21 protein-coding genes and 1 riboswitch are annotated in these 24,547 nt (G+C 38.6%); of the genes, 11 read left to right on the top strand and 10 right to left on the bottom strand.

The genetic code is table 11. The annotated features are described in order from the left end of the window. Positions 1 to 463: 463 nt before the first annotated feature. The 6 genes from ES711_RS10190 to ES711_RS10165 all read left to right on the top strand — a co-directional run bounded on the left by ES711_RS10190 (position 464) and on the right by ES711_RS10165 (position 6,136). A complete protein-coding gene (locus ES711_RS10190; RefSeq protein WP_211363067.1) occupies positions 464 to 1,024 on the top strand; it encodes a helix-turn-helix domain-containing protein in 561 nt (186 codons plus the stop codon). A 234-nt stretch (positions 1,025 to 1,258) separates the two neighbouring features. After that, on the top strand, positions 1,259 to 1,597 hold the full coding sequence (locus ES711_RS10185; protein WP_146893189.1) for a cupin domain-containing protein: 339 nt from the start codon (positions 1,259 to 1,261) through the stop codon (positions 1,595 to 1,597). 17 nt (positions 1,598 to 1,614) lie between these two features. Continuing rightward, positions 1,615 to 2,259, top strand: a complete 645-nt coding sequence (locus ES711_RS10180; RefSeq protein WP_146893188.1) for a PIG-L family deacetylase — start codon at positions 1,615 to 1,617, stop codon at positions 2,257 to 2,259. A 10-nt stretch (positions 2,260 to 2,269) separates the two neighbouring features. Beyond that, the gene (locus ES711_RS10175) at positions 2,270 to 3,421 is read left to right on the top strand and encodes a glycosyltransferase family 4 protein (protein WP_146893187.1); all 1,152 of its coding nucleotides are present in this window, start codon (positions 2,270 to 2,272) and stop codon (positions 3,419 to 3,421) included. 240 nt (positions 3,422 to 3,661) lie between these two features. Next, positions 3,662 to 4,852, top strand: a complete 1,191-nt coding sequence (locus ES711_RS10170; protein ID WP_146893186.1) for a glycoside hydrolase 100 family protein — start codon at positions 3,662 to 3,664, stop codon at positions 4,850 to 4,852. A gap of 132 nt (positions 4,853 to 4,984) precedes the next feature. Then, positions 4,985 to 6,136 carry a glycosyltransferase family 4 protein gene (locus tag ES711_RS10165; RefSeq protein ID WP_146893185.1) on the top strand — a complete coding sequence of 384 codons (1,152 nt, stop codon included), beginning with the start codon at positions 4,985 to 4,987 and terminating at the stop codon, positions 6,134 to 6,136. 345 nt (positions 6,137 to 6,481) lie between these two features. Here ES711_RS10165 and ES711_RS10160 read toward each other — a convergent pair whose 3' ends face one another. From ES711_RS10160 to ES711_RS10145, 4 genes are read right to left on the bottom strand one after another with little or no spacing between them, the layout of a single operon-like run. Beyond that, a complete protein-coding gene (locus ES711_RS10160; protein WP_146893184.1) occupies positions 6,482 to 7,804 on the bottom strand; it encodes a DUF5074 domain-containing protein in 1,323 nt (440 codons plus the stop codon). 21 nt (positions 7,805 to 7,825) lie between these two features. Further along, on the bottom strand, positions 7,826 to 8,944 hold the full coding sequence (locus ES711_RS10155; protein ID WP_146893183.1) for a cell surface protein: 1,119 nt from the start codon (positions 8,942 to 8,944) through the stop codon (positions 7,826 to 7,828). 23 nt (positions 8,945 to 8,967) lie between these two features. Continuing rightward, positions 8,968 to 10,107, bottom strand: a complete 1,140-nt coding sequence (locus ES711_RS10150; protein ID WP_317129867.1) for a YncE family protein — start codon at positions 10,105 to 10,107, stop codon at positions 8,968 to 8,970. 9 nt (positions 10,108 to 10,116) lie between these two features. Beyond that, a complete protein-coding gene (locus ES711_RS10145; RefSeq protein ID WP_211363066.1) occupies positions 10,117 to 12,120 on the bottom strand; it encodes a TonB-dependent receptor plug domain-containing protein in 2,004 nt (667 codons plus the stop codon). A gap of 98 nt (positions 12,121 to 12,218) precedes the next feature. Beyond that, positions 12,219 to 12,401: riboswitch (cobalamin riboswitch) on the bottom strand. A 332-nt stretch (positions 12,402 to 12,733) separates the two neighbouring features. Here ES711_RS10145 and ES711_RS10140 point away from each other — a divergent pair. Next, positions 12,734 to 13,090 carry a hypothetical protein gene (locus ES711_RS10140; RefSeq protein WP_146893181.1) on the top strand — a complete coding sequence of 119 codons (357 nt, stop codon included), beginning with the start codon at positions 12,734 to 12,736 and terminating at the stop codon, positions 13,088 to 13,090. Positions 13,091 to 13,201: 111 nt separating this feature from the next. On the opposite strand, the gene ES711_RS10135 is transcribed toward ES711_RS10140, so the two are convergent. Further along, complete coding sequence (locus ES711_RS10135) at positions 13,202 to 13,975, bottom strand: M90 family metallopeptidase (RefSeq protein WP_146893180.1); 774 nt, start codon at positions 13,973 to 13,975, stop codon at positions 13,202 to 13,204. A gap of 402 nt (positions 13,976 to 14,377) precedes the next feature. Here ES711_RS10135 and tyrS point away from each other — a divergent pair, with 402 nt between their 5' ends. Together tyrS and ES711_RS10125 are read left to right on the top strand one after the other, a co-directional pair. Further along, positions 14,378 to 15,592 (top strand): tyrosine--tRNA ligase, encoded by a 1,215-nt coding sequence (gene tyrS / locus ES711_RS10130; RefSeq protein WP_146893179.1) that lies wholly within the window; start codon positions 14,378 to 14,380, stop codon positions 15,590 to 15,592. Positions 15,593 to 15,711: 119 nt separating this feature from the next. Continuing rightward, positions 15,712 to 17,100 (top strand): MATE family efflux transporter, encoded by a 1,389-nt coding sequence (locus tag ES711_RS10125; protein ID WP_146893178.1) that lies wholly within the window; start codon positions 15,712 to 15,714, stop codon positions 17,098 to 17,100. A gap of 58 nt (positions 17,101 to 17,158) precedes the next feature. On the opposite strand, the gene ES711_RS10120 is transcribed toward ES711_RS10125, so the two are convergent. Further along, positions 17,159 to 19,000, bottom strand: a complete 1,842-nt coding sequence (locus tag ES711_RS10120) for a PLP-dependent aminotransferase family protein (RefSeq protein WP_146893177.1) — start codon at positions 18,998 to 19,000, stop codon at positions 17,159 to 17,161. A 100-nt stretch (positions 19,001 to 19,100) separates the two neighbouring features. Next, on the bottom strand, positions 19,101 to 19,721 hold the full coding sequence (locus ES711_RS10115; RefSeq protein ID WP_146893176.1) for a MarC family protein: 621 nt from the start codon (positions 19,719 to 19,721) through the stop codon (positions 19,101 to 19,103). Between the two features lie 352 nt (positions 19,722 to 20,073). On the opposite strand from ES711_RS10115, the gene ES711_RS10110 reads away from it, so the two are divergent. Beyond that, the gene (locus tag ES711_RS10110) at positions 20,074 to 21,306 is read left to right on the top strand and encodes a hypothetical protein (protein ID WP_146893175.1); all 1,233 of its coding nucleotides are present in this window, start codon (positions 20,074 to 20,076) and stop codon (positions 21,304 to 21,306) included. Positions 21,307 to 21,762: 456 nt separating this feature from the next. On the opposite strand, the gene ES711_RS10105 is transcribed toward ES711_RS10110, so the two are convergent. From ES711_RS10105 to ES711_RS10095, 3 genes are all read right to left on the bottom strand, one after another. Then, positions 21,763 to 22,020 carry a hypothetical protein gene (locus ES711_RS10105; protein WP_146893174.1) on the bottom strand — a complete coding sequence of 86 codons (258 nt, stop codon included), beginning with the start codon at positions 22,018 to 22,020 and terminating at the stop codon, positions 21,763 to 21,765. Between the two features lie 198 nt (positions 22,021 to 22,218). Next, positions 22,219 to 22,614: a hypothetical protein gene (locus tag ES711_RS10100; RefSeq protein ID WP_146893173.1), complete on the bottom strand. Its 396-nt coding sequence runs from the start codon at positions 22,612 to 22,614 to the stop codon at positions 22,219 to 22,221. 196 nt (positions 22,615 to 22,810) lie between these two features. Then, positions 22,811 to 23,374, bottom strand: a complete 564-nt coding sequence (locus ES711_RS10095; protein WP_146893357.1) for a DUF6642 family protein — start codon at positions 23,372 to 23,374, stop codon at positions 22,811 to 22,813. 554 nt (positions 23,375 to 23,928) lie between these two features. On the opposite strand from ES711_RS10095, the gene ES711_RS10090 reads away from it, so the two are divergent. Next, positions 23,929 to 24,498 carry a YceI family protein gene (locus ES711_RS10090; protein ID WP_146893172.1) on the top strand — a complete coding sequence of 190 codons (570 nt, stop codon included), beginning with the start codon at positions 23,929 to 23,931 and terminating at the stop codon, positions 24,496 to 24,498. Positions 24,499 to 24,547 lie beyond the last annotated feature (49 nt).

The following is a 24,547-nucleotide window of genomic DNA, read 5'->3' as shown; positions in this document are numbered from 1 at the left end:
ACCATCAAAACCTAATGCGCTTCGCTTTTTATAATAGAACAACTTTCAGGACAAACACCTTGAGATCCCGCTAAAAAGCGGGATTAGTTCAACCATCAAAACCTAATGCGCTTCGCTTTTAGGTTTTGGGTTTCACTAAGATCCGACAGAATTATTACGTCTTTACTACATATAAGTTATAATTCGTTACATATTTCACAGATTCGTAAGATTTATTATTTTATTCATAGGCACTGATTAGGCTCACCGAAGTTTTTGTGTTTTACATCCACCTTTAAAAGTGTAAAAACAATTAAAATCTTTATAATTTTTGTAATTTTAGTTTATAAGATAATTACCCAAGGTTATTTTAAGACATTTATGTTAAGGATATTAATTAAATTCAGATAACACATTCTTGCTAAAATCAAATCATTCAGAGACTTGATTACTGCGGAAACAATCCTATAAAAAATCGATAAGCATGTTCTTGTATGTCAAATATATGGTGAGTTTACGTTGTAAAATGGTCGTTCAACAAGAACTAGAAAAAATTGGTTTACACTGTATCAAAGTAGAATTGGGTACAATAGAAATCAAGGAAAAGATATCGGATTCCCGCAAACAGGAACTCGGTAAAAATCTCAAAAAATACGGACTCGAACTTCTTGACGATAATCGAAATATTCTTATAGAAAAAATCAAGGCGGTTATTATCGAAATGATTCACTATTCGAAAGACCAACCTAAAGTGAATTATTCTGATTATATCAGTGAAAAGTTGGGGTATGATTACACTTATTTAGCCAATACGTTTTCCGAAGTTAAAGGCATTACCATTCAACACTATATTATCCATCATAAGATTGAGCGTGTTAAGGAATTATTGCTCTATGAAGACTTGAACTTAACAGAAATTTCGTATCAATTGCATTACAGCAGTGTTGCACATCTCTCCAATCAGTTTAAAAAAGTAACAGGTCTTGCACCCTCCTATTTTAAGTCGCTTAAAAATAAAAAGCTTAGGAATTTAGAAGATCTTTGATAGGGCCCACTGTAAAAACTTCTGGGACTGTTTCTGATGAATTATAAATGCTAATATTGTAAATACAAAATTCACTGTTAAAGCGTCAAACCTCATCTCATCAATGTGGGATTCTTACAACACTTCAGATTACCGATATAACACATCATCTTAAAGAATTTACGAATTTTAAAATGAAATTTTCTATAAGGAAATGGATCCAGTTTAATTAAATACTCATTCAATGGACATGCAATGGATACTTCTGAATTTAAGAAATCAATAATTTTTACAGTTGCTGGTATGGCTACCTACGGATCACAAGGACGGTTTATGAAATCCATTCTAAAAAAAGAGACAGGCCATGTAAACGCAGTGCTTATGGCCAAAGGCGAACACATCAGTGAAGGCTTTTCACGTTTTGATCATTTTATTCACATAATTGAGGGGAGCGCTAGCGTTCAAATCGATGATAATCTATTTACTCTAATGGCGGGCGAATGTATAATTATCCCAGCACATTCTAAAAATACCGTGAGCGCCAACGAACGTTTCATTATGATCTCTACAATTATCAAAAGTGGTTATGAATAGCCTTAGACAGAAGCAAGATGGAGTCCTACAAACATAATGCCGTACTTGTTGCCCACCCCGATGATGAAACGCTTTGGTGCGGCGGTGCACTTTTAATGCATCCAAATGATTACTGGTTTATACTAAGTATCTGTAGAAAATATGATATAGATAGAGCTCCAAGATTCAGGAAAGCTCTTGCTCGTTATGGTGCTCATGGCGCAATGGGTAATTTAGATGATGACCCCGAGCAAATTCCTTTACCATCAAAAATTGTGGAGGATATGATATTAGAACTCCTCCCACAAAAAACCTATGAACTTATCATAACCCACAGTCCCTTTGGAGAATACACCAGACATCTACGTCATGAGGAAGTTGGCAAAGCAGTCATCAATTTATGGCTGCAACACAAAATAGCCACCAAGGCGCTTTGGCTGTTTGCTTACGAAGATGGAAACAGAACTTATTATCCTCGCGCTATAGAGGTCGCCCATAGGTGCAAAAAGTTACCTCTAAAAATATGGTTAGAAAAATATAAAATGATTACGGAAAACTACGGATTCGAAAAATCTGGATTTGAGGCCAAGACCACTCCCGAAAAAGAAGCCTTTTGGCAGTTTAAAAATCCGGAAGACGCACTAACATGGATTAATCAAAAAGAAGCCAAGGTAAAAGATTGAAACAGCACTAATGAAAGTACTTGTACTTTACGACTATCCACCTTCTCCAGGTGGTCTCGCCACACAAGGCGACATGCTTTACAGAGGCTTGCTCGAGTTGGGTGTGGATGCCCATGCAGTTCATTTTGAATCGGCACAAGAAAAAGAATGGTATTACCGTTGGTTTGAACCTGATGTTGTAGTTGGGGTGGGCTATTGGGGACATACCCCACACTTGGTACTTCACCCGCAGCGCTATGGCATTCTGGCCGTGCCATGGCTGGTAGCAGATGGCTATATAGCTAATTATCAAGAAGTTTTAAATGCATTGCCGCTTATTTTAGTGACCTCCACTTGGGTTAAGGAAATGTATGTGAGAGATGGCATCCATCCTGATAACATAGAAGTTCTACCTGTTGGAATTGATACGCAGGCATTTAAGCCTTTTGATAAAAATAACCCGAAAATTGTAGCAGTGCGGGACGCTTTGGGTATTGCACCAGATCAAATCATGATCCTGACCGTGGGCGGCGATGCTGCCTCTAAAGGCGCACAGGAAGTTATGCAGGCTCTAGCCATGATAGATACCAGGGCGCCAGATTGGAAGTATGTTTGTAAAGTATGGCCACAACCCCGAACGATGGTGCAAAACATGATTGACCTCAAAATGGCGGAATCTTTGGGGCTCGAAAAAAACATCACCTACGCCACCAATACGGTGTCCCGAAACTTTATGCCCTACCTGATTGGTGCCTGCGACATTTACGCTGCACCTTCACGTTTAGAAGGCTTTGGAATGCCCCAAGTTGAAGCGGGCGCCTGCGGCAAACCGGTTATTGGAATTAATGCCATGGGTATGTTGGATACTCTAATCCACAACAAGACCGCCTTTTTAGCGGAAGTCGCCAAAAAAATCGTGGTCAAAGATGTGGTTTTAGGTGAAGAATCGGGTTTTGAAAGCAACCGTAAAATTCATTTTGACCTGCCCAGAACCGTAGATTATCGGGCCAACACTCTAGACATCTCAAAATATTTGCTCCAGCTGATGGAGAATGAAAAACTCCGAATAAAGATGGGGTCTGCAGGACGAGAACGCGCTGTAGCACATTTCGATTATAAAGTGGTGACTAAAAAATTTCTGCAAATTATAGAAGATAGATTAGGAAACATCGGTGTCCGGTAAAACAGGAGGAAAGTTTGCAAACCCATATATAACGTGATCTGATTGTGTAATTTAAAAATGACAACTTGTGTTATAACCAATCTTACTTAAAACGATTGGACAAATTAAGACTACAATTCAATTGGTAGTCAGCTTATTAAAAATAAGCGGTTGATCTTTTCCTGATTGCAAGCGGAACTATAACCGCAGCGATCATACTGTGTATAGTACACTAGTGATTAGGAATTAAATAGTTTTCAAATGAATTCAGAAGACAAAAAATTAATCACCTCTGCAAAAAAGGCGGCCATTGAAGTGCTGTTGCATAATGCGAAAGGTACAATTGCCAATTTGCCACGCACCGCCGGATGGGGGTATCCAGAGCCCTATACCAGAGATCTTTTAATATCAGTTTTGGGCATCGCCATCTCAGGAAATAAGGAACTGATGCTAAGTATGGAAAATGTACTTAGAACCTTGGCATCGAATCAATCCGAACGTGGACAAATCCCCTCCATTGTTCATGACAAAAACAATTTAGGCTCAAGTGATACTACACCACTTTTTCTGATGGCCGTCGGTATTTTTAGACCCCTACTTGACGATTCTCATTTTTTAGAAGAGGCGGTCAAAAAAGCACTGCTCTGGATGGATTATCAGTGCCCCACCAATTATTTTCTAATCGCACAGCAGCCTACCAGTGATTGGCGCGATGAACAATGGGTTTTAGGATTCGGACTTTTTGTGAATACCCTCACCTATAGTGGACTTAAATTTTTAAAAAAGGAAACTCAAGCTAATAATCTAAGTGATGCTATAGGACAGTTTACCTCTGCTTCAGATACATCACATAGCGGTCCGCATGAAGGACTCGCCATTAGTGACCAACCTTATTACGCCTTATGGTCTTACAAAATATATAGCAGTAACCGCTTTGATTTATTGGGAAACAGTCTGGCCATTTTGTCTGGTTTATCAACTCCTGAAAAAAATAAAGCCATGGTCAAATGGATAGAACAGGAATGCAAATCCATGGCACAAAGAAAAGTCTTAATACCCCATTTAACACCAAATTTCTTCCCATATATTCAACCCGGAGATCTGGACTGGCTTCCAAGATATACTGATTTTAATAAACCTGGAGACTACCACAATGGCGGTATATGGCCATTTATTAGTGGTTTCTATATTGCAGCGCTAGTGGCAGCCAAAGAATTTGAGTTGGCTGAGGAAAAACTTTTAGCCTTGACCAAACTCATCCAGAAAGGTAGAACTACTGATTTGAAATTTAGTTTTAACGAGTGGTACAAAGCTCAAAATGGTGAACCCATGGGTCAGGATTGGCAAACGTGGAGCGCTTCTAATTATCTGTACGCTGCAACCTGTGTGCAATTGCGAAGGACACCCTTTTTTGATACAATTCGAGAAGAACATTTACGGCAGTCCCATTAATATCATTGGTAGTTTACGGATTTAAACTACAAGTGACTTTAAATATTTTACAGCAACGATGACATTTTAGAGGACTTAAAGACTTGTTCTTAGCCCAACAATTAAATTTAATATTGAGTAAATCAGGTATATATGAAGATTGCTTTTATTGCGACATATCCACCTCGACATTGCGGAATTGGTACATTTACGCACAGTCTTGCCCATGCCATGACCTTTAACAATAGGGATGCACATGAAATGATCATTATAGCAATGACCGATAGCCATGAGGCTTATGCTTTTCCTCCAGAAGTAGAGCTAATTATCCATCAAGAACGGTCAATAGATTATTTGGCGGCTGCAGATTTTATTAATAGGAGTGGTGCAGATGTTTGTATTATTGAACATGAATTTGGTATTTACGGCGGGCAGAGCGGCGTCTACATTTTACCTCTTTTACGACTGTTGCAGATTCCCTTGATTTCAACCTTGCATACCATACTTGACAGTCCATCGTCTTCCGAAAAAGCCGTTTTGCAAGAAATTTGTAAAACGTCAGATAAAGTGGTGGTCATGAGCCATAAAGCCACTCAGTTTCTGGAGTCTATTTACGATGTCCCTTCGGAAAAGATCGTCAGAATAGAGCACGGCGTTCCGGACCTAAAATTTGACAAAGAGACTTCAAGGGCTGAATTTAAAATGACTGAGAAAAAACTGCTCCTAACCTTTGGTTTCGTTGGACGGAATAAAGGCCTTGAAACAGTCATAAAAGCGTTGCCGCAAATCATTAAAGACCACCCCGAAGTGTGTTATATTATTTTGGGAAAAACACATCCAAACGTGCTCAGAAGTGATGGAGAAATTTACAGAAATGAGCTCAAATTACTCATAAAATCATTACATCTCGGCGATCATGTGATTCTGATTAATAAGTTTGTTGAAGAAGAAGAACTTTTTAAGTACTTGGCGGCCTGCGATATTTATATTACCCCATATATTAATGAAGCTCAAATTACAAGTGGCACGCTGACCTATGCCATGGGTTCTGGCTGCGCTGTGGTATCTACCCCTTACTGGCATGCGGCTGAATTACTTTCAGAAAATAAGGGTCGCCTATTTAATTTTAAAGACGAAAAGGGATTGGCAATAATTTTGACCGAGCTTCTAGATAATCCAGAAATGTTAAGGACAATTCAAAAGGAAGCTGTGGTTTATGGTCAGGACATCATCTGGCCTAAAATTGGCGAAAGGTACTTACAGGTTGCCCAACATCTTTTAGATAACCCACTTAACCCTAAATGAAACGGAACCTGAAAATGTTCCTTTCTGGTGACCAATATTTTATTTGGCTCCTATTAAAAGGATCATCTATGCTATCGAAATGATTCAGAGCGCCATATTTTAAATCCCGATTTGATGTAAGGTTTCTGGCTTCACGCCAATATGCAAGCCCAACAAGCAGGTAACACATCTTTAAAAATGTATTTCTAGGGTATTTCGTATCACTGATATTAAAAGGTAAAAATCAAAAAAACATTTAGAAAAAAAGGAACACCTGAGCTCTGGTATTAATAAGAAAAAGGCTCCAAAACTTTGGAGCCTTTACACCTATCCTCTGAAAACATATGCTCCCAGATAATTGTTTAACTAGTTGTGAAATACCGGAGATGCTGGAAAGTAATAGCCATCATAGGCAACGGTTTTTTCTAAAACTCCAGAATTGGCATTATAAAAATGCAATTTATTATAACTGAAGTTTTCGCCCCAACCATCACGCACTGTCCTTACTACTAATTGGCCTTTAGCTTGATTAAATGCCAATCCAGGGCCATAAAGAACCTCTGTTTCTGGAAGTTTGATAAATGGAGTTTGCAAAGAGCTTGGGTCATTAGAATAGCTATATATCTCATTTCCACCTCCAAAAGAACCGTTTTTAGCAATAAAAACGGTATTGGCACTGGCGGTAATAGAACTTGGATGCCACGCTCCCCAACTACTATTTGCCTTAAAGCCAAGGTCAATAGTTTTTGTTTCTAGAGTACTCGGGTTTATTTTAACCAATGATGTACCACCGGCTGCCCAAACGGTATGGTCTTCAGTTATCGCAAAACCTAAAGCCATGTCCGGGATGCGTTTTTCAACTTCATAAGTCGCGGCATTTAATACAATAACACCTTCGCGCTGAGATAATACAAAAATATGTTCGCCCACTTTCATCATATCGCCAATTTGTCCTTCAATACCGGGTAAAGTACCTTCTAAGACCAGCGTTTCAAGATTGACCTTGTAGATGCCATTACTAGAACTTAACAAACCTTGGGTGTCTGAAACTCCCACAAAGGCGCGCCAATTGTTTCCGGAACTGGCTGGAATACGTTGTTCTTCTTTTAATGAATACGCATCAGAAACCACAACGGGACCTCCAACCTTACTCACCAGATATAATTTTTGATTATGGATCGCCCCAAAACCTAAAGTAGAATTTAAAGGTAATAGGTCTTTAGTTGGATTGGTCTTTACAAACACACTGTCTTCCAGGGTTTGAGTATCATAACGGTAAAACCCAACGGTTCCGGTACCACGCCCAAACCAACCTTCGTTAATGAGATAAAAACCATTCTCAAAAGCGCCCCAAGTGTGGATGTCGTAAGTTAAAGAAGCTTCACCTCCTTCATTTTTTGCTAGAACGCTTATTTGATGTGTTCCGCGGGCTTCAGGAATGTATACAAGGGTCGAATCATTGCCTACCAATTCGCCATCTACTTTCCATTCAAACATTGAATTTTTGGCATTGCTGAATTTTGGGCTTAGCAAAAGGCTCTCCCCCATGGTGATGGTATCTAGCAATTGTTGAGCACCCTCTACAGACGGAGGATTGATAAATACGGCGTCATCATTGCTACAGCCTACAATGCTCACTGCAAAAACGAGGAAGAAAAGTCGGTTTAAAAAAGAAAATTTTAGTTTCATGTGGTTCTAGTTATATAAAAATTAGTCAATTAAATTTAAATCAGCAATCCCGGTAATTTCAGTAGACAGTTCGCCCAACCAGCCCATATTGGCCTGTACTCCGGTTTGAATCTTGATAAAATCAATTCCGCTTAAATTAACGGGGTTACCCTCAGCATCAATAGCATCGGCTAAATCAATTTGATCGCCACCGCTCGTATTATCAGCGTAACCGTATTCAAAAGGTTTACTAGTGATATATGAAGGATTGCTCATGTCAACATTACTATCGGACAACAAGGTGCCAGAAATGGTATAGGAATCTTCGGTAATCCATTCAGGATAATAGGCTTGTTTGTGGAACGCGTTTTTGGCGATCACCCCCGTGTTGCCTTTGCTATCTTTCCAATCCACATCCCCTTCAGCAGTGACAGGTCTGAAGTAAGTGATTTCATAAGCACGGTCCGTACCTTCCAAATCGTGAGCACTGCCTTTAATTTCATACCACATGTCATCTGGTAATCCGTTAGCATTATCATCTTGCATTACATAAATAATCCCCGGCTCAGAGAATGTTGGCATGGCGTTACCATAAATAATCAGGTCATTTTTATCAGCATGATTAAGAACAGTATGATCAAATGCATAGGTTACTGAACCTCCCCAGCCTCCTAAACTTACCAGGCCACGACCTCCAAGAACGCCTTCTGCACTTTCTAAATTTCCTGGTTTTTTATTGATAAACTGACCCGGAGAAGGCATATATTCTATGAGTTCCGTTACGAAAGCCTTGCTGTCGTCCGTGATGGGTCTTAATTTTGGTAGTACCGTAATGGTGTAATCATAGGTGAACGTTCCTGCTTCATTGACGGCAGCATAGTTAAGCTTATAAGTCCCCGAGTTTTTCGGTACAAAAATATAGGTATCAGCATTAGATACAATACTATCGCCCAAAGACCAGGTTTCCGTGTACACTGAATTATTTTCATTAATGGCCGAGAAGGTTGAAATGTCTCCAACGTAATATTGCAGCGCCTGTTCTTGAACGGCCATGGCCACTTCAGGTGCTAAAACTCCGTTATCGTCATCGTTGGAACACGAGGTTAATAAAAAAGCGATACTGAAAAAGGCCAGTAATAGTTGGTTGTAATTTGTTTTCATTTTTTTGTTATTTAAGATTTAGATTATTTGTATTTGAAAGCGATATGCGCAGGAATATCACCTGTTTCAACCGACCATTTCAAGGCGCCTTCAGGAGAGAAACAATAGAGGGTGCCTGGGGTCACATAATCTTTGGCGTCCGTAATCAAAACGTCGCCAGTTTCCGGATGAACCGCAATTCCATAGGGCATTTCAATAAGTGCTTTGTGTGCGTCAGAAATAAATGTAGTTTCCAAAAAGGTTTCAGTTTGTGTATCCAGCATTCGGTAAGAAATATCATAATCTCCTGATATATAACTAAATTCTGTGCTGTACATATAGGCCACATCATTATGTATGGTAAAATCAGTCACGCCGATATCGAAGCTTTTTTTAATCGTTTCAGTTTTTGTGTCGATTACAAATAATTTTGACGGAATCTCATAGTAATCACCCCTAGAGGTCACGTATAAATCGCCTTCACTATCAATTTTTAAACGGTGCAAATTTACCGCCACCTCTATGCGTTTACTTTCCGAAAAACTAGGGATGTCAATCACAGAAATGGTAGATTCATAATCTGGCGGACTATAGCCTCCTGAGTTGGCTACGTAAATTTTATCATTGTAAGCTACCAGCTCTTCAGGCTGCCTCCCTACTTCTACACGACGCGTAATGTTTAAGCTCGTGGTGTCAATTTCGGCCACGATGCCTTGGGGTGCTTTAGGATCTCCAATGCTGCCCAAATAACTACTCACATAAACTTTCCCCTTATAAAACGTAACGTAGCGACCATTAGCAAGATCTATTTGTTTGATGCGGACACCTGTCTCGGCATTAAGCACTTCAATTTTATTAGATGCATTGACCACGACATACAATTTTGAGCCATAGATGCCCAGATCGTTGCCCACGTCTCCTAACCCTCCTACCAGATTTGGATTGGCCTGACTAAATATATTTCGCTTATAGGTTCCAGACTCATAGTCCATATAGTCAAGCGATGCTTTGTTCATGGACATATTGCCTTCATTCAAAACATAGAAGCCTGCTACAGCACCTGAAGGTTGTTCTGTACCGCCTTCACCGGGGTTTTGAATGACATCATCCGCTACGGTATCATCAGTTTGGCAGGCGTACGCCGAGCAGAAAATCAGTACTAATAAACACAGTTTTTTCATCATTTTTTGAGATTAAAATTCATAATTAAGACTTAACCGAAAGGACCTTCCGGGCATTGGGAAATTTTTTATGACGGCATAGTGTTGATCTAAGACATTATTGACTTCCAACCCGAATTTTAAAGGGTTTTTCTTTACGAATGGTATGGCGTAATGAAGGGATAAATCATGTGTGTACCACGGTTGCAAATAGTTGGAAGCAATATTAGCTTTTTGACTATACCGCTCTCCGGTATAGATAAAACTATAGTTAAGACCGAATTCCTTATAATCGGCCATCAGGCTTAAGCCGCCACTATGCTTAGGGGTATAAGGGATTTGTTGGCCATAGCTGCTGCCTCCGGGCGTGACATCCACTGATTCCTGAAATGTATAGTTAAGCACCACCGTGTAATGTATTGTTGAACCTAGCTTTCCGGAGTTGGTGAGTTTCGTTTCAATACCTTTTGTTTCTACTTCCCCCAGATTGAACATGGTCCATCTAAAGAGATTCGTACCCGGAACAGCCACTATTTTATCGGTAATCCAGATTTTATAGAGGTCGCTGCTGAGCTGAAATACCATAGTGCCGACGTCCTTTTGCCAAGAAAATCCTAAGTTGATTTGTTCTGAATATTCGGGATCTAAAAATGTATTGCCCACAAACGTATAATACAGATCATTGAAGGTGGGCATCCTAAAAATCGTCTTATAAAACGCCCGAATTCTGAAATCCGGCGATGCAAACGGTTGAAAATTAATGAGGAGAGACGGCGAATATTTTTGCAAATCATCGGCTGCATCGTAATATTTTACAGATTCAAAGACGCTAGTGCTTAACACGCTCGCTTGAAGATTAAATCTTTCAAAATAGAAATTAGTCGCTAAGGCATTCAGTAGAGACGTTCTTTTTGGATAGGCAAATCGGTATAAGTTGGCTTGCATCACGTTATGTTGAACGTCCGTAGCCAAACTTAAGGTCCAGAATGGCTTAATGCTATACGTGTTTACCAGAGAGAGATAATACTCTTGTTGTTCGTAAGTGTTGTCAAGAAATCCGCTGGTAGTTACAATTTCAGGATCCAAATATCTCGAATAATTATCAGCGTACTTCCCTCTAACGGTAATAGCATAGGGGCGTGAAAATTGATGTTTGTAATCGGCCTGTAAAAAATTAGTTTTGTCCCACAAGCGTTGCGGACGCTTAAACCGATTGGCTACTATGGCTCCCGGTAAACCTCTATCAGAATCATAATGATAATACTTCACATTCCAAGTGTCCTTATTGTGTTGACCATGTAGCGATGCTTCTAGACGGAAGGACGATATATCCGCATTGTTTCTATGGGCAATGGTATCATACACCCCATTGGAATATTGAAATTTATACTTGCCGTGGGCGTTCACCAGTTCAGTGCTTACCCGAGCTGACACCACGTCACTGAGTTTATAATTAATGCTCAAGGAAGGATTAAAGAGTCCGAATGATCCAGTCCGTACGCCGGCTGTCAACTGATATTTTTTACCGTCGGCGAATTTGGGTGTTTTAGTTCTCAGATAAATAGTATTGGCGGAAGCATAAGATTTTGCGGATTGATCCATGTCCGTGCGTTGGCCCTGATAAAGGCTGACTTGCTCCATATTTTCAAGAGAAAATTTACCCAAATCCACTTGCCCGTTTTGAGCATTTCCCAGTTGAATGCCATCATAAAAAACGCCTGTATGTTGGGAGCCCATACTGCGGACATTAACCGTTTTTATACCGCCAATGCCACCATAATCCTTGAGTTGGATCCCACTAAAATACCGCAGTGCGTCCGCAACTGATAAACTGTTGAGTTTTTTGAGTTTTTCTCCAGATACGGATTGTACTGGCGCAGGTGAGAAGTGGGCTTCATGCTTATTTTTGTCGTGACTTAGGAGCACTTCCTTCAATTGAATAGGCACCAAGGTATCCCGCTCTTGGGCAACTAAAACAATGGGACAGCCCAGCAATCCGAAAAAAAGAATATAAATGAAATGTAAACAGTTCCTCATGATCATTTTCTGCACACGAGGAAGAATAAGGAAGACAAAAACAACTGTTTAACACAGTGTTTGTTTAACCAATCCTAGCTCCAATCCCCGAGAGCCTTAAAGAATTATAAGAAATGGCAGGTGTTCTGACTTGCTTTATCCACCCGGCCTTCCCATCTCAAATGACAGTGACCATAATTGGGCTTCAACAAAAAGCTTACAGCTGCGGGACAGTTCTGGATTTACACCAGATTCCCTTTTAATGCCTAGATAAATAGGCAACCTTTTCTAAAAATAGTAAGGTGCAAAACTAGAACTTATTTTCACAATTGACACGGTATAAAACTTAAATTTTTTTGTTCTCTATAGTCATCTCAATTAAAGTGTACTAAGAATACAAAGCAGGGTTTTGGCCAGTATATTTTGGGAATTATATGTTGAAATAGCCGGTTTAAAAGGTCCCTGCATTTAAAAAAAGCTTAGCCGACTAAAAATCTCAATCGCCTTTTCAAGGTTTAATTTGAAAATTTAATCAATCCGATTAATAATTTATTGCATTGTGATAGGATGGGTTATCTTTAGGTCTGATCTTTAACTTTCTTCTTTAGAAGACCTTTTTAAAAAACACAATTTTATGAAAAACGATTCTAGCAAAAACGAATTAGATTATATAAACCGCTACGAAGCAGCGGGTTTCACCGATCAATACAGAATAGTAGATGAGCAACTGGTCAATGTGGATTCCAAAACGCACTACAAACCGCAAGATGTTACGATTTTAAAGGAACATCGTTTTGAAGGCATGAGCAATCCTTCAGACATGTCATTATTATACGTCATTGAAACCACGGACGGTAGTAAAGGAACTCTATTGGCGAGTTACGGTGCGAATGCTGACAATTCCATCCATAATTTTATGAAGGAAATTCCGGAAAGTAATATCAAAAATGATTATGTTATTCAGCCGGATACCGATGATCATCAAGTATAATTGAATTATATGAATACTTTTATGATGACCATTAACGGGCTTCATACTTAAAACTTTTAGCCCTTATCAACACCTTTTTTCTTGTTGATAAGGGTTATTTATTTTAAATTCTTAACGCTTTATTGGTTGTTTAAAACTACGCACCATCATATCATAAAGTTCTGGATGTTTTCTTTTGAACAAATCCGGTCGCTCAAAGAAATATTCTGAAGCTACGGCGAAAAATTCTGCTTGTTTTGTGCCTCCGTAAGCACGAATATCAGATTTGTCATCATTGATGGCTTCCATTTCTTTATGGATTAAATTAAGCCATGGGATGCTATATTGGTGCGCTAACAATCGCTCGGGAATGCCATCTGTCGCACCGTCCAACTTATCAATTAAATGCACAAATTCATGGATGCCCGTATTTTGCTTATCCGTAGTATTCTTAAAGCCATGATGTAGGGCTTTTTTAGAAAGGATCATTTGTTTTTCAAAACGTCCGTTGCCCACCACGCCTCCAATATGTCGAGCGGAATCCCCAGTGCCAAATTGCAAGTCTTCATTAAAATTATCTGGATAGACTAAAATCCCACTTAAGTTACTATAATGCCATTCCTCAAATCCGAATACGGGAATGACGGCACTTGCCGCAATTAAAACAGTATCCAAATCCTCGATCTCCACGTCTACACCATCAATGTAGACTTCACTCAAAAATTGCATCATTCGCTGCTCAAAAACAGGTTGCTTTTCCTTAGGTAATTTTTGATAATACAATACATGTGTATTCAACAATTCGCGCCAATGCTTGGGAAAGGGCTTCACGCTGCGACGCTGCGATTTTCTATAAAAATGAATCCCAAATACCAAGCCTACTATTAAAACAATTATATATACCATAAGTTCTTATAGCTCTACTTTCAAAGAGCAGTTCAAAATTGAACATTTTGCAAGGTATTGCCAAATTTTTCCACTTTAAAATCCAAACAAGCCACCTTAAAGCGCCTGGCTAGAGACCTTTATTTAGGTTATTATGAGGATTCGCGTCTACCCCACTACACAACCACCAACAGTAGTTTTGTTAAAACTGGTTGCACAACAGCAATTTAGTATTTACCTTTGCAGCGCATCATGAAGAGATTAAACAGCATTTTACGCCTTCCATTTTTTAGCACGTATTATTATCAGATACGACCTGCTCGGAATGGCTATGCATATACTTCAAGTAACATCTGATACTTTAAATACATACAATAACCTTAAGCCCGAGCATTAGCTTGGGCTTTTTCATTTTTAAAAACTATGGAAACACTATCAAAATTAAAAGAACATGTAGAAATCATTCTTCCAGAAACTGGTTTGGAAGACAAATTGAAACTCGCTAAAACCGAAAATCGACCACTGATTATCAAACTTGGTTTTGATCCTACGGCTCCAGATTTACATTTGGGACACGCCGTGGTTTTAAAAAAGCTGAAGCAATTTCAGGATTTGGGCCACCAAATTGTCATTTTAGTGGGAAATTTTACTGCACGCATCGGAGATCCGACGGGAAAAAATAAAAGCAGGAAACCTTTATCAGCCGCCGACGTGCAGCACAATGCTGAAACCTACCTTAAGCAATTGTCTAAAATTATAGATATTGACAAGGTTAGCATCGTCTTTAATTCGGATTGGTTGGACAAATTGTCCTTTACTGAAGTCATCCAAATTTTATCTAAAGTAACCGTCGCCCAGCTCATGCACAGAAACGATTTTAACAAGCGTTTTAGTGAAAACTCTCCAATTGGCATGCACGAACTGGTATACCCAATTCTTCAAGGTTTTGATTCCGTAGAAATTAAAGCAGACATTGAAATGGGTGGTACGGACCAACTTTTTAATTGTACCATGGGCCGACAATTGCAAGAAACCTTTGACATGAATCCGCAAATTATCATGTGTATGCCATTGTTGAAAGGTTTAGACGGTAAAGAGAAAATGAGCAAGTCTCTAAACAACACCATCGGATTGACAGATGCACCCAATGACATGTTTGGTAAATTAATGTCTATTCCGGATGGTTTAATTGAAGAGTTCCTGCATTTAACGACCGATTTTTCAATACCTGAAAAACAAGCCATCACCGCGCGTCTGGGTGCAGGTGAAAATCCGATGGCAATTAAAAAAATCATTGCTAAAAACATTATTTCACAATACCACACGCCTACTAAAGCGGAAGCAGCTGAGAATTTTTTCGTCAATCAATTTCAAAATAAAAATTTTGAAGAGAAAAGTTTTGTTCCTGTTTTGATTGGGGACATTCACAGTGAAAATTCAACGTTAAGCTTGGTTGAACTGTGTGCGCAACTAAAAGGAAAATTGACCAAATCAGCAATCAGACGCTTAATTGAAAGTGGTGCGGTACAGATTGATAATGAAAAGAAAACGGATCCTTTTACAGAAATCATGTTGACCGCAGAAAAGAAAATCAAAATTGGAAAACGTGATTTTTTCGAATTAACCCATAACCAATAAGCCGAACCATTGATTTCAGGCGAAAACTATCAACTTCACAAAGGTCTAAAATTGCAATGCAGCAAGTATTAAGATGAATTTAGGCATCACATTAAAAAGGTTGTTATAATTTTGTACGAATGAGTACCAATAAGAAAAATAAATTCACCGAAGGAAAACTGATTAACTCACTACTGAGTTTAGCGTTACCTATAATTTTCGCCAACATTCTGCAATCGGCCTATCAGCTGATCGACACATTTTGGTTGGGAAGAATTGGTGCAGATGCGGTAGCCGCAGTGAGTTTAAGTTTCCCATTGCTGTTTTTAGTACTCTCTATAGGAGCCGGTCTAACTTTGGCCGGCACCGTTATGGTGGCACGGTACCAAGGCGCTGGTAATCAAAAGATGGTTGATTTTAGCTCCTCCCAAAGCGTGTTTTTAATCTTCTTAACCTCCATTGTTTTGGCCATAGTCAGTTATTTTGCTGCAGGGCCTCTGATGAAAGTTATCGGCGCAGGCCCAGATATTATTGAAGACTCCACCACCTATTTTGAAGTATCATCTCTAGGCTTCGTATTCTTATTCATTTTCTTCATTTTTCAATCACTCATGCGGGGCATCGGAAATGTTATGCTCCCGGTTTATATCGTATTGTGTACCGTAATTCTAAACGCAGTGCTCGATCCGCTGTTTATATATGGTTACGGCCCTATAAAAGGTTACGGCGTGGCTGGGGCTGCCGTAGCCAGTGTGATTACGCAAGCTGTAGCCGCCACCATTGGATTGGTCATTTTATTTAGGGGAAAACACGGAATTAAAATTTCGCTATCATCCATGTATTTCAATATGGAAAACCTTAAACGAACCTTTAATTTAGGCTTACCCGCGAGTATTGAACAATCAACGCGAGCGTTGGGGATGACCTTTATGATGGTGATTGTGACGAGTTTTGGTAGTGATATTGTCGCCGCCTATGGCATTGGAGCTCGAATGCTGAGTTTTATTGTGGTTCCTGCATTAGGCCTTGGGATTGCCACCACATCTTTAGTGGGTCAGAATATCGGCGCATTAAAGATTAAAAGGGCAGAAAAAGTAGCACGGTTGAGTGCTAAATTAGCCTTTTTTGGGTTTACGGGATTAGGGCTTATCATGTTTTTGGTGGCTGAACCTTTAACGGCGTTTTTTATTCCGAACGACCTTCAGGTAATTAAAGATGGTGCTTTATTTATAAAAATCATGTCCATCAGTTTCGGATTCTTAGGCTTACAACAAGTGATGAATGGCACTTTTAACGGTGCGGGCTTTACCAAAGCATCTATGTTTATATCTATTATGAGTCTGTGGCTGGTGCGCTTTCCGCTGGCTTATGTTCTTGCCAACACCTTAGGATATGGTCCTGAAGGCATTTGGTGGTCTTTCCCTATCTCTAATTTTATTGCCGGAATTATAGCCTTCATCTATTTCAAAACGGGCTATTGGAAGAAACGCCTCATCCGCGACCGCAGTTTTTTAACTTCACAACAATAACTGTTTTCAAGACATTTAGTTACATCATTAATCGCCTACATTCTTTTGTAGCGACATTTTAAATGCTGGCCACAAACTCCCTAAAGACTTTTTTATGGCGTTCCATATCTAAATTTGGGGATAACGACACTCTAACAATATAGTCCTTATCCCCTTCTTTGGTTGTGCCTTGAGTGGAGGTTGCTGGAACCGTCCAATAACTTCCTTTGAGCTGGCCATAACTGACACAAAACTTACTCTCATCAGGAATTTCAGTAATCATCAAATTAATCAATTTCAAATTTAATGCTCTTTTGTAGGCTTCCTGTTCGTCGTCTGTGGCACCTTTAGTTGGCAGTCCTAATGAAAACACGGACGGTGTAAAACCTTGTTCTGCTAAGTCGTCTGAAACGAAATTCAACTTAGCTTCTGGCAGGGTCTTTTTAATAAAATCGACAAAGTCTCGCGTATTGATATAAGCTTCCTTAATGCGCTTTTTCATAGACGGCAATTGTTCTGCCAAAAGCTCATATTGTAGAGGTGTCGCCTCATTATCGCAAAGTATCAAATGACGCTCAATTTTCGTCATCAACCCTTGGGTTAATGTATTTCCAACGCAATACCCGGCAGTACATTTACCACCACTCGGGAATTTGGAACCGCTGGCATATGACAAGGCTCTAACCGATGATAAGATAGCGCCTTCACCTAAAAAATGCACATTAGGACAAAATGTTTGATCTAAAATAAAAACCGGATCCACGGCAGCACTTCCTGTTGCTGTGCTGCGTTTTTTACTTAAAACTGCTCGTAAATCTTCCAAGTTTGGAACTTCAACTCTCGGATTGGTGGGAATTTCTGCAATGATGTATGGGATGGCGTCTTGATGGGCGATTTCTGCTAGTATGGTTTCGATACTTTGCACCATGTCATTATCGCCATCAACAGGTAAATCGACCACCGTAACATGTTCTAAACTATCCGCAACCCGTCTAGCTTGGTCATTGGTGCCACCGTAACAGTTTGGTGGTACAATAAACTTAATGTCCTTCCCTTTATGCTGTTCTAAGGCCTCATGCACAAGGCCCATCATAATAGCATATTGCATGGATAAGCCACTAGAGGCCACGACCGCTGTGGTAGGCGAATTGGTGATTGCTTTGATGGATTCTAAAACCTGCGATTTATGAGTGGTCGTTTCAGAATTATTGTTGAATTGAGAAGCCTCTACAAAAGCTTGTAGTGCTGCTAAGGTGTTAGTGGGGGTCATGGCAATAGTCTCTCTCCTTCGCACATGCTGGATAGCCGAAATGTAGCCTGCGTTCTTTTCTGTATTCACAACCAAAACACTTCCGAGATCACCATACAGATGAAGATGGAAATCTATGTTCTTATAAAGGTGCAAATTGCCAATTTCATTTTGATGTGAAAGATAAATAGTACTCCCATTAAAATCCTCAACTTCAGCCGCATCGCCTACCTTAACTAAATCAAAACTATAACCGTAGATGGTTTTTAAATCGGAAGCGTTAAACGCTTCAGGAAGCTCGTTTTGATATAGGATTCTGGTATTTTTATGCTCTAAGGCATTCATTCTGAGAATCGCGTAAATAGGCATAGTTTGCGAAGAAAAACTGATCACATTTTTTGCATTGATGCCGTTTTTTTGAGCGATCCCCCATTCTAAAATACACGATAAGGGATGTCCCAATCGGATATAATCGTAGGCGGTTGGCAATTGTCGCAAGGCAGCAGCATCAGAAATATTTTCGTGGTATAAGTTTTCGAACTCTTGTAAAAATTCGGTTTTAGCCAGGTCTTCATTATAGATATCTAACCGATGTGTGGTTAGCGTCACCCAATCTGAAGGCATGTTTTTTAGAACCTCCTTAATATATACTAATGCTGTATTCGCTTTCATAATTGTCGCCTTTAAATAAGACGGCAATATACGTCAATTAGATTTTTTTTGAAAAGATTTGAGCAGGACTTCCTATCAATTATAGAATTAAAGACTTGACTTAGGACATCAAGTCAAAAGAGATTTTTATACCTTCTATCACCATCCCAGTTCCGATGATGGCGATAATCAATCCCATAATCTTGCCAATGACTGAAATGACGTTATACCCCACAATCTTGACGATGTACTTACTTAGTCTGAAAGTGAAATAGGTCAATAAACTCATCGAGCCGAAAATGGCAATGACCAGTAAAATTTGAACGGTAGTTACATTCGACACGAAGTTCATCGCGGTAACAATAGTACCTGGTCCGGCTAAAATAGGGATAGCTAAGGGCGATACCGCTATATTTTCGTCAATATGGATATGTTTAATGTTTTTAACGTTAGATTGTTTGGATTGCAGCATTTCAAAACCAATGTAAAAAATCAAAATACCACCAGTAATTTTAAACGCAGGAATACTGATGTTAAACAATTCGAAAATAAATTTTCCTAAAAGGATAAACACTGTAACAATGATAAAGGCAATGATATTTGCTCTTTTATTAATGTCCTTTTTAGTGGTATCGTCAGCTCCTTGGGTTAGAGACAGAAATACCGTCATGTTGGAAATTGGGTTCGTGATGGCAAAGAACCCCGTAAATACGGTAATTGAGAACGTTAATAAGTTATCCATCCACTGTTGCGATTTAATACTGTAAGAAATTGAATTTCTAAGAGACCTGCAAAGGTATTGTGGTTTATTCTCATTTTGATAGTAAAATATTTAATAAATGTGACTCATTACAAAAAACAGATAAAAATCTACAGTTTTCGATTGCAGAAATTTATTTTTATATCCTAATTTAGTGCTTTTATTGCAGTGTTCAATTAGGAAAATGTATTTAGTCGTATTCGCAGTTTTCTAATTTGCTGAGATGGCTTTACCAACCAGAATCACAATTTAGAACGACCTCAAGTTATAAATACAACTCTAAATGCAACAAATTATGCACAAGCACGTTAGCTTCAATCAAATACCAACAACTATGAAAATTACATTTTACATTACGCTTTTAATTCTGTGTCCATTTTTAAGCTTTGGCCAAGTTGCCACCGATTCGACCAAATTCGCCAATCTGAGAAAGGAGATTGAATCTTTGAAAATGAATAATGAAACGTTGTTAAATAGTTTAGAGATTACCGGAAAGACCTTAAATGAATTGGTAAGGGACAAAAAAGTCTCTGACGAAACGAAATGGAATACCATTAAGAGAAACATCAACGGATCTACCCAACTTTATAAAGTACTGAGTGATGACATCATTAATTTGAAATCGCGACTGGCCGATGAAGAATACCAAGGTTACATCAAATCATTGAGCAGCATTCAGGAAGGTCCGCTAGGATTTTCATTTCAGGAGGTGATTATTGAATCTGCAACGTCTATCGGCATATTCTCAAAACAATCAAAACTCGATCGCTTTATTGATATTGCCAAAAATGTGATGAACAGTCCGTTAATAGCAAGCATTCCATTTGTATCTAACGCAGTTACAGCCTCTAATTCGATTCTGGATATCGCTTATGGCTCATCGATGAACGATAAAAAGGCGGATTTGGACAAATTGAAAAGATTTGAAAGCCAGCTCAACAAATACTTGGCCTATTACACCACCCTTGACAAGGCCAATATCTTAAACCAATCCTCTAATGGCGATCGCCGAGTTTTGTTAGAAAATTTACAGCTCGACCTTTTAAACAAGCTTAAAAAAGATGCACCACGACTAAGCTTAACCGTTCCCACCAGAAAGGAAAGTGAGACCATGGATGCCTACTTTAATAGAATTTTGACGACATTCAATCATGATTTCAGCAGTAAGCGTTTGGAAAATCTGGAAAATAAATATAGAAATGACCGAGGAGAAATCAACTACTCTGAACTTTTACAAAAAGAAATTGATGCCAAATATTACAACAACAATATTGATCAGCTGGTAGAATTATCAAAAAAATACACCCTGTATTATGAAAATTTCTTTGAAGTGGCAGACAATTATCAGCACCGAATTATTGAAGCTGTAGATGTGGCAAAAAGCAACGGCATTATTGAAGGGAAAAAAGAAAAAGGTAAAGAATTGACTCCTGCTCAGGTGTACGATGAAATTATTAAGAATTTAAACGAGAAAAAAACTGAACGGGATAACGGGATCAGAAACAGCATCAATATTCCGGAACTTAAGCAAAAACTGGAGCTGCTTGAAGAGTTTAAATTAATTTAATTCTAGCCTCCTCACTATCCAATTTTAGGGACCCTAGAATTAGTCGTAAGCAAAACACAGAACAGTTTTTAGGTGACCTAAATGATATCTCTGAAGCAGAAGTAATTTTTCCTCTGTGGAACTCTGTGAAACCTCTGTGGGACTCTGTGCAATACCCTTTAAAAATCTGTTATTCTAAATTAAAACCGACTAGCATCATACGACGCTCATGAGAAGCGCAACATTCATAAAATTCAAAAAGAGGCGTCTTGAGTCAGGACGCCGTTTTTAATGTGCTTGTCGAATATTCTGGGTTTTCAGAGCAACTGAGATATGTTGTACAGGCCTAAAATAGAGGCCCATAAAAAACTACGACTCATTCTCTAGACATACGCTACCTATTAAAGTTTTACATCAAGTATCGATTTTAAACTACTGACTATAAGACTAATAAATATTAAAAATTTAATTATTCCTCTATTGCGGCCAAGTCATAATTTCGTTTCTTACTTCCGCGATACTTCTTTTAGTTCGCGTCGCAATATTGGATAACATGTTCTCAAATTCGCCTAACAAATAATTTGTATCACGTTCTGTTATGTCCGGATATTTATTTAAATAGTCGTCCTTTATGGCTGCCCATTTTACTTGCAAGTCTCCTTGTGGCTCTCTATTGGCATTGACAATATTCTGGTAGTCATCGCTTCTGTTTGGATCTTCTGGATCTTTATTCATAATTCTTAAGATTTAAATTCTATCCCAAGATAAGGCGGTCTTACATGCCCTATGAACTCAAAAGATAATTATTTTACCTATAACCTTTAAACGCGGTTTAGTTGTGAGGCGAGAGTAATGCGATCAAAAAATCCCATCGTTACCAATGGGATTTCCAGATCAGAGATAGAATATACAAGACGCTATAGTTCCTAACCATTAAGAATTTGTCCAATTTTGAATCTCGTCATTCACGTCGTTCTGATTTCTATTGGTGCGTTTGGCAATACGATTAGTCATACTGTCAAAATCGCCATCATGATAATTCACATCCTCATCCGTTAAATTGTCATAACGCTTGCGGTAATCGCTCTCGATGTCTTGCCACCGGCTTTCAATATCTCGAGAAGAATTGCCGGAATTTCCACGTTGATTATCTGAATTTCGTCCACCTTGTTGCTGATCTCCTGAAGACTGCTGTGGGTTTCTGTTTTGATCGCGATTCTGACCTTGCTGATCTTCTGAAGACCACTGTGGGTTTCTGTTCTGATCCCGATCCTGACCTTGTTGATCCCGATCCCGATCGTAATTACGGTTGTCATTGTTTTTGTCCATCTTCTTTGTATTTAAAAATTAATAAAATTCCTATTTCGAAATTATCATTTCTTTAAAAAGAAGTTATGCCCTAAATCATCGAATACTTGCCCAAAAAAGAAATTCAGACCTTCCTTGTTTTGAGCCATCTGAAATTTCAGTAACATAATAATTTGGAGCTGGTCTTGCATCAAACAACCAATACGCGACAGAAGGGTTAATAATAAAGTCTAAAATCGAGAAGCTGACACAGGCTGTAATGTTTTTGAAACAATTCTTCAACTACCTCTTTTAAATCGTCATTGTCCTGGTACAAACTAAAAAACACCCGATCTAATGTGCTAGTGCTAGAAATCTCGTTGAGGTCTGAACCGTAACCAGAAATGGCACGTGCTCCAGTCACGTCCAAAAAATATTGCGACTCTTCATCGGTTAAATCCAAAATTTTTCTATTGGCAAAATGAATCACTTTGCCTTTCATTTTGCCTTCAAAAAGCTCAGCAATTTCTTCCATGCTGTAATAGTAATCGTTTAAACAAATGTTATTAGGTTCGCCTGGCATTACGAGATATATAATTTCATAATCCTTAAAGTTATGATCGTCATACAATAGATTCCCCAAGCTCTCCTCTAAACCTTCAATACTATCGCATTCCTTATAAATACTGGCAATACCTTGATGCATCGCAATATGTTCTAAAATCTTCACCACTTCAGTGGCAGACGCTTTATCAACATCAGGAACGCCTTCGAGGCAGAAAATGAATTTCTCACTCTCCATGTAAATTGCTGCTTTCATTTTGCAAAATTCCTGATTTTGATTGTGTTTCGCAACTATTTTCTTAACTCAAAAGGTTTGAATGACGTATTCAGACGACGAGAGGAATTTTAGGAATCTCAAAGACAATTTTTTAGTGAAATCTTAATGCTTTTTTGTCAATAATATTCTACAGCAATCTGTCACTAAATGTTCCAATATAGTGAAGAGCACACCCAAGACATTTTACTTCAAAATCGTATTCCGCAAGATTTCATATGCCATAACACAACTGTGCTAAAGTATTCTTAATTGCTCTAAAATATTTTAGCAGTCCTACTAAATTCACTATCTTGAAAAGTTGTAATACAGATGCCATTGCATTGAAATTACTTGCATAATTAATGGAAACTTAAAAGATAAAATGGACAACCCAATATACAATTGAGTGTGTTCCTTTAGTTCAAAATGGCTCTCAAATCGACAAGTGGAATAAAGTGCTATGAAATCTACATATAAAACTCTGTAGATGCCGGGTTACGAATAATTAAACCATCTAATTTAATATTTAAAAGATTATGAAAAAAGTTATGATTTTACTAGTAATGGCAGTGATGAGCACAGGTGTTTTTGCACAAACCCAATGGAAGGTTGACCCCAACCATTCGTCCTTAAATTTTAATATTTCGCACATGGGGATCAGTTTTGTAAACGGAAAATTTTTGGAATATACCGGAACTTTAAGCACGGAAGGAGAAACTTTAGATCAGGCGAAATTCGATTTTACGGTTAAAGCCACAAGCATCAACACTAATATAGAGGACAGAGACAATCATTTAAGGAGTGCAGACTTTTTTGAGGTTGAAAAATATCCGAACATGACTTTTAAAACCACAAAAATGTTAGCCACGGGCAAACCTGATCAGTATTTGCTTTATGGAAAATTGACTATGAAGGATGTCACCAAGGATGTGATTTTTGATGTTCATTTTGGTGGAATTGCCAAAAATGATAAAGGCGATAAATTAGGTCTCAAGGCGACGACCACCATCAATAGATTAGATTATAATGTCAATTACGATCCTACTGGTGCTGCACTCGGAAAAGATGTAGAAATCGTACTTAACTTACAATTTGCAAAACAATAGAAACTTTTAAGAAACCTTGTATTATTATAGGTACAGGATTTTTTATTTA

It is taken from the genome of Gelidibacter salicanalis, from assembly GCF_007997285.1.
In the GTDB taxonomy this organism is placed as follows: domain Bacteria; phylum Bacteroidota; class Bacteroidia; order Flavobacteriales; family Flavobacteriaceae; genus Gelidibacter; species Gelidibacter salicanalis.
This window is presented reverse-complemented; position numbering and strand designations above follow the sequence as displayed.